Source organism: Liquorilactobacillus sicerae, assembly GCF_029916425.1.
GTDB classification, from domain to species: domain Bacteria; phylum Bacillota; class Bacilli; order Lactobacillales; family Lactobacillaceae; genus Liquorilactobacillus; species Liquorilactobacillus sicerae.
Genome location: NZ_JAHAVQ010000015.1, coordinates 52,477 through 63,833, shown reverse-complemented (window position 1 = coordinate 63,833; position 11,357 = coordinate 52,477). Strand labels below are relative to the sequence as shown.

Here is an 11,357-nt window from a genome sequence, read left to right as displayed (position 1 = left end):
AGCGTCTGCCTTACAAGCAGAGGGTCACAGGTTCGAGCCCTGTATCCTCCATTGAGTCGTTAGCTCAGTTGGTAGAGCATCTGACTTTTAATCAGAGGGTCGACAGTTCGAGCCTGTCACGACTCATAAGTCAATTTTGCGGGTGTGGCGGAATTGGCAGACGCACTAGATTTAGGTTCTAGCGTTGAAAAACGTGGGGGTTCAAATCCCTTCACCCGCACCATATTTGCCGACTTAGCTCAGTTGGTAGAGCATCTGATTTGTAATCAGAGGGTCGGGCGTTCGAATCGTCTAGTCGGCACCATTATTTATGCGGAAGTAGTTCAGTGGTAGAACATCACCTTGCCATGGTGGGGGTCGCGGGTTCGAATCCCGTCTTCCGCTTGTGCCAGTTTATTATTATGCCGGGGTGGCGGAACTGGCAGACGCACAGGACTTAAAATCCTGCGGTAAGTGATTACCGTACCGGTTCGATTCCGGTCCTCGGCATTTTTTGCACCCATAGCGCAATTGGATAGAGTGTCTGACTACGAATCAGAAGGTTGTAGGTTCGACTCCTACTGGGTGCAGTATCGGAAAGTAGCTCAGTAATTCTAAAAGTTTTCGCTGTTTTTCGTCTATCATTTCATTGTGTAGTGAATTCGGGAAGTAGCTCAGCTTGGTAGAGCACTACGTTCGGGACGTAGGGGTCGCAGGTTCGAATCCTGTTTTCCCGATCTATAGCTTACTATGGTCCTTCGCTGACTGCGAAGGATTTTTTTGTGGATTGAAATTTTTGCAATTATCTTTTTTTACCGTATAATAATAGTCAATATCAATAGTCAATATTAGTCAAAATACAAAGGATGAAGGATGATTGGATGCAAAGTCAGAATATTTCCGATATTATTGAAAAGTATTTAAAAAGTATTTTGGCGGAATCAGATGAAATTGAAATCAAACGTTCCGAGATGGCCCAATTATTTAATTGCGTCCCTTCCCAGATAAATTACGTAATTAATACTAGGTTCAATGTTCAAAATGGTTATATTGTTCGTAGTAAGCGTGGTGGAGGTGGCTATATCCGGATTGAAAAAATAAATTTTGTTGATGACTATGACGTGTTTGATGAACTGATTTCAATTGTCGGAGAAAGTATAAGTTTTAAAGATGCTTTTCAAATGATCAAAAGTTTATTTCAAGCCGAGGTTTTAACCAGGTCAGAAGCAAATTTGATTTTAGCAATTATTGACAAGAAAACTTTAAATTTGGGTGATTGCAAACTTGAGAATATGTTGAGAGCGCGTATAATGAAAGGCATCTTAAATCGTTTAAAATATGACGATTAGAAAGTGGGGTTAGGTTTATGGAAAATTTATTTACTCCGAGTGCAAGACAAGTTCTATTCATTGCACAGAAACAAGCAAAAGATTTTCGTCACCAAGCAATTGGAACAGAACACTTGCTGTTGGCTTTGACAATCGAAACAAATGGGATTGCTAGTAAAATTTTAAAGCAGTTTGTGATTACTGAAACAGATGTTCGTGAAGAAATTGAACGTTTGACCGGCTATGGGGACTTAAAAAAGACAAAAGCTTATTTACCATATACTCCACGAGCTAAAGAAGTTTTGTCACTTGCTAGTGAAGAAGCACAGGGAATGAATGCGCCTAAAATTGGCACGGAACATTTGTTACTAGCTTTGATCAAGGATAATGAATTACTCTCAGTTAGAATTTTAGAAAGTTTAAATGTTGATATCAAACAGCTGCGGCAAACAATTTTTCGTAAATTGGGCTTTAGTGAAACCCAAATGAAGAAGAATCTAAAAAATAAAATTAAATCAGCTGGAACTCCAACTTTGAATTCCTTAGCTCGTGATTTGACTCGTTTAGCAGCAGAGGAAAAAATTGATCCAGTCATCGGACGGCAAAAAGAAGTTAGGCGTGTTATTCAAGTTTTAAGTCGACGAACAAAGAATAATCCGGTCTTACTAGGTGAACCAGGAGTTGGGAAAACAGCAATCGCTGAAGGCTTGGCTCAAGCAATTATTAATGGTGAAGTTCCTGAAAATCTAGCTGATAAACGCGTAATGATTTTAGATATGGGATCTTTAGTTGCTGGAACTAAATATCGTGGCGAGTTCGAAGATCGAGTTAAAAAGATTATTGATGAAATTTATGATGATGGACATGTAATTTTATTCATTGACGAATTGCATACTCTGATTGGTGCCGGTGGTGCGGAAGGTGCAATTGATGCTTCCAATATCCTAAAACCTGCTTTAGCTCGGGGAGAGGTACAGGTTATTGGTGCAACAACGCTTGATGAATTTCAAAAATATATTGAATCTGATTCGGCTTTGGAACGGCGTTTTGCAAAAATTATGATCGCCGAACCCTCTGCTAGTGATACATTAAAAATTCTTCAAGGCTTGCGACCGCGTTATGAAGCTCATCACCAATTAAAAATTAAGGATAGTGCTTTAAAAGCGGCAGTTGATTTGAGCGTTAGATATATCTCAGATCGTTTTTTGCCTGATAAAGCGATTGACTTGATGGATGAAGCGGCTGCACGAGTTCATATTAGTCATTCAGGACAAACCAAGAAGTTGACTACCAAAAAGGATGAACTCCACCAATTATCAGTCGACAAATTAGCGGCTTTAACCGAAGAACGGTTTGAGGATGCAGCTGCAATTCGAAAAAAAGAATTGAGTTTACGTAAAAGTATTGAGCAATTGTTGGAAAAACAAGCTGCTGGTGATTATCAAGATGCTGTCGATGCTGAAGATATTGCTCAAGTTGTTTCTGAATGGACTGGAGTTCCAGTTACCCAAATGAACAAAAGTGAAACAATGCGGTTGATTGAATTGGAGAAAATTCTGCATCAAAGGGTCATTGGCCAGCAAGCGGCTGTTTCGGCTGTTTCACGCGCTATTCGGCGGGCTCGCAGCGGTTTGAAGGATCCTAATAGACCAATTGGTTCTTTTATGTTCTTAGGACCAACAGGTGTCGGTAAAACAGAATTAGCTAAAGCTTTGGCGGAAGCTATGTTTGGTTCTGAAAGTGCGATCATTCGGATCGATATGAGCGAGTATATGGAAAAGTACAGTACCAGTCGGTTAGTTGGTTCACCACCAGGATATGTTGGTTATGATGAGGGGGGCCAATTGACTGAAAAAGTACGTCAACATCCGTATTCAGTCGTTTTATTTGATGAAATTGAAAAAGCGCATCCTGATGTTTTTAATATTTTGCTGCAAGTTTTAGATGATGGGTATTTAACGGATTCTAAGGGTCGAAAAGTTGATTTTCGAAACACGATCATTATTATGACGTCAAACTTAGGAGCAACAGCTTTACGCGATGAAAAGCAGGTTGGTTTTAGCAGTAAAAATGCTCAAGATGATTTCCAAGCTATGTCAGCAAAAATCAAAGAAGTCTTAAAACAAACTTTCCGTCCTGAATTTTTGAATCGTATCGATGAAACGATTATTTTCCATCAACTGAATAAAGACGAATTGCATCAAATTGTTAAATTGATGGCTAAAGAGGTCTTAGATCGGGTGCGGGAGCAAAATGTCAAGATTAAAATTACTCCAGCGGCAATCGATTTAGTAGCTGAAAAAGGATTTGATCCTGAATATGGTGCTCGGCCAATTCGGCGGGCTTTACAAACTGAAGTTGAGGACAAATTAAGTGAGATGTTGATCACTGGGCAGATCAAAGTTGGCAGTGCTGTTTCAGTCGGAGCCAGCAAAGGCAAGATTGTGATTAATGTTAAAGAAAGCAATCAAGATTTAAAAAAGTCAGCGGTTAGTCAAAAATAAAGTCATCGACAAGACTTGACAATTAAAGAAGAAAATAGTAACCTAAAGCAGTAAAATCTGTGAATTATCGGATAGTTATGATCTATTGTCCATAACTATCACCGAGAAAAGCAAAAATAGTGGATTGCTTAATTGCAAGAAGAACTGTTTTTGGTTTTTTTTTGTCCTAAATTTATTATTTTTTGAAAATGTAATCAAAATGTAACATTAGGGATTCACAGAAATATTTTGAGAGGTGAACAACTTGGCAGGACATATTGTTAAATACGGGAAACATCGGACCCGCAGAAGTTATGCACGAATCAAGGAAGTTCTTGAACTGCCGAATTTGATTGAAATTCAATCCAATTCTTATAATTGGTTTATGAATGAAGGTCTCAGAGAAGTCTTTGAAGATATCATGCCAATTGAAGACTTCGCCGGCAATTTATCATTAGAATTTGTCGACTATCAATTATTGAAACCTAAATATAGTGTTGAAGAAGCCCGGCAGCATGATGCCAATTACTCGGCACCATTGCATGTTACTTTGAATTTAGTTAACCACGAAACTGGTGAAATCAAGTCCCAAGATGTTTTCTTTGGAGACTTTCCTTTAATGACTGAACAGGGTACCTTTATTATCAACGGGGCTGAAAGGGTCATTGTTTCCCAATTAGTTCGTTCACCAGGTGTTTATTATAATGCTGAAATGGATAAAAGCGGTCGAATGAATTATGGAACGACAGTAATTCCTAACCGTGGTGCTTGGCTAGAATATGAAACAGATGCTAAAAACATTGCATATGTTCGCATTGACCGGACGCGAAAAATTCCACTAACAGAATTGATTAGAGCACTTGGCTTTAGTTCAGATGATGAAATTGTTAAATTAATGGGTCAAAATGACAGCTTAATGTTGACTTTGGAAAAAGATGTTCATAAAAATGAGGAGGATTCACGTGTTGAGGAATCCTTAAAAGATATTTATGAACGTTTACGTCCTGGTGAGCCTAAAACGGCTGATAGTGCTCGCAGTTTATTGACCGCTCGTTTTTTTGATCCAAAACGTTACGATTTAGCGCCAGTTGGTCGCTATAAGATCAATAAAAAGCTTAATCTCAAGACACGTTTACTGGATCTAACCATTGCCGAAACGTTAGCTGACCCAGATACGGGGGAAATTATCGCCAAAAAAGGGACAGTCTTAGACAAACAAGTCATGGATAACCTTGCTCCTTATTTGACGCGAAAAGATTTTAAGACTTATACTTTCCAACCTTCAGATGAAGGTGTGGTTACTAATCCAATGACTATTCAAGTGATCAAGGTTTATTCACCAAATGATCCAGAAAAAGTAGTCAATGTGATTGGTAATGGCAATATCGATTTGAAATACAAACATATTTTGCCAGCGGATATTATTGCTTCAATGAATTATTTCTTCGATTTACAAGAAGGAATCGGAACAACTGATGATATTGATCATTTAGGTAATCGACGGATTCGCTGTGTCGGTGAATTATTGCAAAATCAGTTCAGAATTGGTTTGTCAAGAATGGAACGGGTCGTTCGTGAAAGAATGTCGATCCAAGATACTGCAACAGTTACTCCGCAACAGTTAATCAATATTCGTCCAGTTGTAGCTTCAATTAAAGAATTCTTTGGTAGTTCACAGCTGTCACAGTTTATGGATCAAACTAACCCATTAGGTGAATTGACTCATAAACGTCGTCTTTCGGCTTTAGGACCTGGTGGCTTGACGCGTGATCGTGCTGGCTATGAAGTTCGTGATGTTCATTACACCCATTATGGCCGAATGTGTCCAATTGAAACACCTGAAGGCCCAAATATTGGATTGATCAACAGCTTGTCAACTTATGCTCGGGTTAATAAATATGGCTTTATTGAAACTCCATATCGCCGTGTTTCTTGGACATCACATAAAGTCACTGATAAAATTGACTATTTGACTGCCGATGAGGAAGATAATTACGTTATTGCTCAGGCAAACTCACCATTGAATGATGATGGTTCATTTGTTAATGATGTTGTTATGGCTCGGAGCAAGAGCAATAACATTGAAATATCGGTTGATAGAGTTGATTATATGGATGTTTCGCCTAAACAGGTTGTCGCGGTCGCAACAGCATGTATTCCATTTTTGGAAAATGACGATTCTAACCGAGCTTTGATGGGTGCCAATATGCAGCGCCAGGCGGTACCGTTGATCGATCCTCATGCACCATTAGTTGGAACTGGTATCGAGTATAAGGCAGCTCATGATTCGGGTGTTGCTTTGATCAGTAAACATGATGGTACAGTTGAATATGTAGATGCTCGTGAAATTCGCGTTCGTCGTGATGATGGTACGTTAGATAAATATAAATTAATGAAATTCCGTCGATCAAACGGTGGTAAAAACTATAATCAGCGTCCACTAGTTAATGTTGGTGATCATGTTGATAATGATGAAATTTTAGCTGATGGTCCTTCAATGGAAGGTGGAGAATTAGCGTTAGGTCAAAATCCATTGATTGCCTTTATGACGTGGGATGGTTATAATTTTGAAGATGCGATTGCTATTAGTGAGCGGTTAGTTAAAGATGACGTTTATACTTCGATCCATATTGAAGAACATGAATCTGAAGCCCGTGATACTAAGTTAGGGCCTGAAGAAATGACACGCGAGATTCCCAATGTTGGTGAAGATGCTCTGAAAGATCTTGATGAATTTGGAATTGTCCGGGTTGGAGCCGAAGTACATGATGGCGACATTTTAGTTGGTAAGGTCACTCCAAAAGGTGTCACTGAATTATCAGCTGAAGAACGTTTACTGCATGCGATTTTTGGTGAAAAAGCTCGTGAAGTTCGTGATACATCATTACGGGTTCCACATGGCGGTGGCGGTATAGTTCAAGATGTCAAAATATTTACGCGTGAGGCTGGCGATGAACTTGCCCCAGGAGTTAATATGATGGTTCGTGTGTATATTGCTCAAAAACGTAAGATTCAAGTTGGTGACAAAATGGCTGGACGGCATGGAAATAAAGGGACGGTTTCAATTGTGATCCCAGAGGAAGATATGCCATTTATGCCAGACGGTACACCAATTGATATCATGTTAAGTCCAATGGGTGTTCCTTCACGTATGAACATTGGTCAGGTTTTGGATCTGCATTTAGGGATGGCTGCTCGTAAATTGGGAATCCATGTAGCTTCTCCTGTTTTTGATGGTGCTCGTGATAGTGATATCTGGGCGGCTTTGAAGGAAGCTGGCGTAGATAATGATGGTAAAACCGTGCTTTATGATGGTCGAACAGGTGAAACGTTTGATAATCGTATTGCAGTTGGTGTTATGTACTATATGAAATTGGCTCATATGGTTGACGATAAGATCCATGCACGTTCAATTGGACCGTATTCATTAGTTACTCAGCAGCCCCTAGGTGGTAAAGCACAATTCGGTGGCCAGCGCTTTGGGGAAATGGAAGTTTGGGCTCTTGAAGCTTATGGTGCAGCCTATACTTTACAAGAAATTTTGACTTACAAGTCGGATGATGTTGTTGGACGGGTTAAAACCTATGAAGCAATTGTTAAAGGTGAGCCAATTCCAAAACCAGGTGTTCCAGAATCATTTCGCGTGTTGGTTAAAGAATTACAATCACTTGGTTTGGATATGAAGGTTCTCGATTCCGATAAGCATGAAATTGAGTTGCGTGATATGGATGATGATGAAGACGACGTAATGAATGTCGATGCGTTGAGCAAACTGGCTAAAGAGCAGGCTGCCAAGAAGGAACAAGCTCAAGTTGATGATTCCTCCAAAAGCAGTGAGAATGATCCAGAAACAAAGACAGAAAATTAGATTTGAGCATAACAAAAAAGGAGGTCGGTCTTTTTGATCGATGTCAATAAATTTGACAGTATGCAGATTGGTTTGGCTTCTTCCGATAAGATTCGAAGCTGGTCTTATGGAGAAGTAAAGAAACCTGAAACCATCAATTACCGTACTTTGAAACCAGAAAAAGACGGTTTGTTTGACGAAAGAATTTTTGGTCCTACTAAAGATTGGGAATGTGCTTGCGGTAAGTACAAACGAATTCGCTATAAAGGAATCGTTTGTGATCGTTGCGGCGTTGAAGTCACTAGTTCGAAAGTTCGTCGTGAACGGATGGGACATATTGAATTGGCTGCACCTGTAACTCATATTTGGTATTTCAAAGGAATTCCTAGTCGGATGGGCTTAGTTTTGGATATGAGTCCGCGAGCACTAGAAGAAATCATTTATTTTGCATCATATGTGGTAACCGAGCCGGGTAATACGCCACTTGAGAAAAAGCAACTTTTGACTGAACGTGAGTACCGTGAAAAACGTGAAAAGTATGGTCAGGAATTTAAAGCTGGGATGGGTGCCGAAGCTGTTCGGACATTATTGAGAGATGTTAATCTTGAAAAAGAATGTGTCGAATTGAAAGAGGAATTGAAAGAAGCGACCGGTCAAAAGCGGACCCGGGCAGTGCGCCGGTTGGATATTTTGGAAGCCTTCTTGGAATCTGGAAACAAACCTGAATGGATGGTAATGGATGCAGTTCCAGTTATTCCACCAGATTTGCGGCCAATGGTTCAACTAGAAGGTGGTCGTTTTGCCACTTCAGATTTGAACGATTTATATCGGCGGGTAATTAACCGAAATAACCGGTTAAAACGCTTGTTAGATCTGCATGCACCTGGAATTATTGTTCAAAATGAAAAACGAATGTTGCAGGAAGCTGTAGATGCTTTGATTGATAATGGTCGCCGAGGACGTCCAGTAACAGGGCCCGGGAATCGACCATTAAAATCATTATCACATATGTTAAAAGGCAAGCAAGGTCGTTTTCGTCAAAACTTGTTAGGTAAACGTGTTGATTATTCTGGACGGTCAGTTATTGATGTGGGACCAAAACTTAAAATGAACGAAATGGGTATTCCACATGAAATGGCTTTGGAGTTGTTCAAACCATTCATGATGAAAGAGCTTGTTAAGCGTGGAATGGCTTCAAACATTAAAAATGCCAAGCGAAAACTTGAACGACGTGATGAAGACATTTGGGATGTCCTTGAAGAAGTTATCAAAGAACATCCAGTCTTATTAAACCGAGCGCCTACTTTACATCGCCTGGGTATTCAAGCCTTTGAACCAAGGTTGGTTGATGGAAAATCAATGAGATTGCATCCTTTGGCTTGTGAGGCTTATAATGCCGATTTTGATGGTGATCAGATGGCGATTCATGTGCCACTTTCTGATGAAGCTCAAGCTGAAGCTCGTTTGCTGATGCTGGCTGCCCACCACATCTTAGCGCCAAAAGATGGTAAACCGATCGTTACTCCTTCACAGGATATGGTTATTGGTAACTACTATATGACTGTTGAAGAAGCTGATCGTGAAGGCGAAGGAATGATTTTCAAAGATGTTAATGAGATTCGGACAGCTTATCAAAATAATTATGTCCATTTGCATACAAGAATTGGTTTGCAAACTTCATCATTAGCCGCTAGTGGGAAACCATTTACAGATTGGCAAAAACAACGCGTAATGGTTACGACCGTTGGTAAAGCATTCTTTAATGAAATCTTACCGAAAGATTTTCCTTATTTAAATGAACCAACTGAAGAGAATTTAACTATTCAAACTCCTGATAAATACTTTTTAGAACTAGGAACTGATATTCGTCAGTTTTTGGCAGATCAACCATTAGTTGGACCATTTAAGGCAGGGTTCTTGAGTGATATTATTGCCCAAGTATACAAAAAATTTAAAGTGACTGAGACTTCAAAATTTTTGGATCGAATTAAAGATTTAGGTTACTACGAGTCAACTCGTTCTGGGTTGACAGTTGGAATGGCTGATGTAACCGATCTGAAAGAAAAGCCTGCCATCATTGAGCGAGCACATAAAGAAGTTGCAACGGTTGCTAAACAATTCCGGCGTGGCTTAATTACTGAAGATGAACGCTATAATCGTGTAATTGCTATATGGAATAATGCCAAGGATCAGATTCAGGATAAATTAGTTCAAAACATGGATCCAAAGAACCCAATTCAAATGATGTCTGATTCTGGGGCTCGTGGCAATATTTCAAACTTTACCCAGTTGGCTGGCATGCGTGGCCTGATGGCTGCTCCTAATGGTAAAACGATGGAACTGCCAATTGTTTCTAACTTTCGTGAAGGGCTATCAGTGATGGAAATGTTTATTTCTACCCACGGCGCGCGGAAAGGTATGACAGATACAGCTTTAAAGACTGCAGATTCAGGTTATTTAACTCGACGTTTAGTTGATGTTGCTCAGGATGTTATCATTCGTGAAAAAGATTGTGGAACCGATCGTGGCTTAGATGTAACTGCCATTAAAGAAGGCAATGAAATGATTGAGCCACTTTACGATCGAATTTTGGGTCGTTACGCAATGAAGACTGTTAAAAATCCGAAAACTGGTGAAGTGATTGTTCCAGCAAATGAAATGATCGATGGAGACAAAGCTCAAGCAGTTATTGATGCTGGAGTTGAAAAGGTTACGATTCGGTCAGCCTTTACCTGCAACACCCGTCATGGTGTTTGCGAGAAATGCTACGGTCGCAATATGGCAACCGGCGATCAAGTTGAAGTTGGTGAAGCGGTCGGAACAGTTGCTGCTCAATCAATTGGTGAACCTGGTACGCAGTTGACTATGCGGACCTTCCATACTGGTGGAGTTGCTGGTGATGATATTACACAAGGTTTGCCTCGTGTTCAGGAAATTTTTGAAGCTCGTAATCCAAAAGGTTTGGCCAAGATCTCTGAAGTTACTGGTGTGATTGATTCAGTTGAAGAAAACCCAGCTGAGCGGACTAAGACCGTAACGGTCAAAGGTGAAACTGATACTCGAAAATATAGCTTGCCATTTACAGCGGTCTTGAAAGTGGCTGAAGGCGATCAGGTTCATCGTGGTGATCCATTGACAGTTGGTTCAATCGATCCCAAAGAATTAATCAAAGTTCGTGATGTCTTGTCAACTGAAAATTATATCTTGCGTGAAGTCCAAAAAGTTTACCGAATGCAAGGTGTTGAAATTGCCGATAAGCATATTGAAGTTATGGCTCGGCAAATGTTACGTAAGATTCGGGTTATGGATCCAGGAGACACAGACCTTTTACCTGGCACTTTAATGGATATTAATGATTTTAAGGACCGTAATCGTGATACCTTAGTTAAAGGTGCAATTCCAGCAACAGCTCGTCCGGTCTTATTGGGAATCACTAAAGCATCATTGGAAACTAATAGTTTCTTATCAGCTGCTTCCTTCCAGGAAACTACTCGTGTTCTGACAGATGCAGCTATTCGTGGGAAGAATGATCCATTGATTGGTTTGAAAGAAAATGTTATTATTGGCAAACTGATTCCAGCTGGAACTGGAATGCCACTTTATCGTCAAATCAAGCCGAAAGAGATTGGCGGAGTTTCTCAAAATGTTTATTCAATTTCAGATATTGAACAGCAAATGAAGGATGAAGAATCAGCTAAAACTGATCCAACATCTAAGTAA

The 11,357-nt window shown here is 39.9% G+C and carries 4 protein-coding genes and 7 tRNA genes; all 11 read left to right on the top strand.

The window, feature by feature from the left end; translation table 11 throughout:
- Nucleotides 1-53 precede the first annotated feature (53 nt).
- The 11 genes from KH893_RS09755 to rpoC all read left to right on the top strand — a co-directional run bounded on the left by KH893_RS09755 (nt 54) and on the right by rpoC (nt 11,357).
- Nucleotides 54-126, top strand: a tRNA-Lys gene (locus KH893_RS09755).
- 12 nt (nt 127-138) lie between these two features.
- Nucleotides 139-223, top strand: a tRNA-Leu gene (locus KH893_RS09750).
- 5 nt (nt 224-228) lie between these two features.
- Nucleotides 229-304, top strand: a tRNA-Thr gene (locus KH893_RS09745).
- An 8-nt stretch (nt 305-312) separates the two neighbouring features.
- Nucleotides 313-384 (top strand) — tRNA-Gly (locus tag KH893_RS09740).
- Nucleotides 385-403: 19 nt separating this feature from the next.
- Nucleotides 404-489: transfer RNA gene (locus KH893_RS09735), tRNA-Leu, on the top strand.
- 6 nt (nt 490-495) lie between these two features.
- Nucleotides 496-569, top strand: a tRNA-Arg gene (locus KH893_RS09730).
- A 73-nt stretch (nt 570-642) separates the two neighbouring features.
- Nucleotides 643-716 (top strand) — tRNA-Pro (locus KH893_RS09725).
- Nucleotides 717-860: 144 nt separating this feature from the next.
- A complete protein-coding gene (locus KH893_RS09720; protein ID WP_281165956.1) occupies nt 861-1,328 on the top strand; it encodes a CtsR family transcriptional regulator in 468 nt (155 codons plus the stop codon).
- Between the two features lie 17 nt (nt 1,329-1,345).
- On the top strand, nt 1,346-3,811 hold the full coding sequence (locus tag KH893_RS09715; RefSeq protein ID WP_281165955.1) for an ATP-dependent Clp protease ATP-binding subunit: 2,466 nt from the start codon (nt 1,346-1,348) through the stop codon (nt 3,809-3,811).
- Nucleotides 3,812-4,046: 235 nt separating this feature from the next.
- The gene (gene rpoB / locus KH893_RS09710) at nt 4,047-7,658 is read left to right on the top strand and encodes a DNA-directed RNA polymerase subunit beta (protein WP_281165954.1); all 3,612 of its coding nucleotides are present in this window, start codon (nt 4,047-4,049) and stop codon (nt 7,656-7,658) included.
- A 33-nt stretch (nt 7,659-7,691) separates the two neighbouring features.
- Complete coding sequence (rpoC, locus tag KH893_RS09705; RefSeq protein ID WP_281165953.1) at nt 7,692-11,357, top strand: DNA-directed RNA polymerase subunit beta'; 3,666 nt, start codon at nt 7,692-7,694, stop codon at nt 11,355-11,357.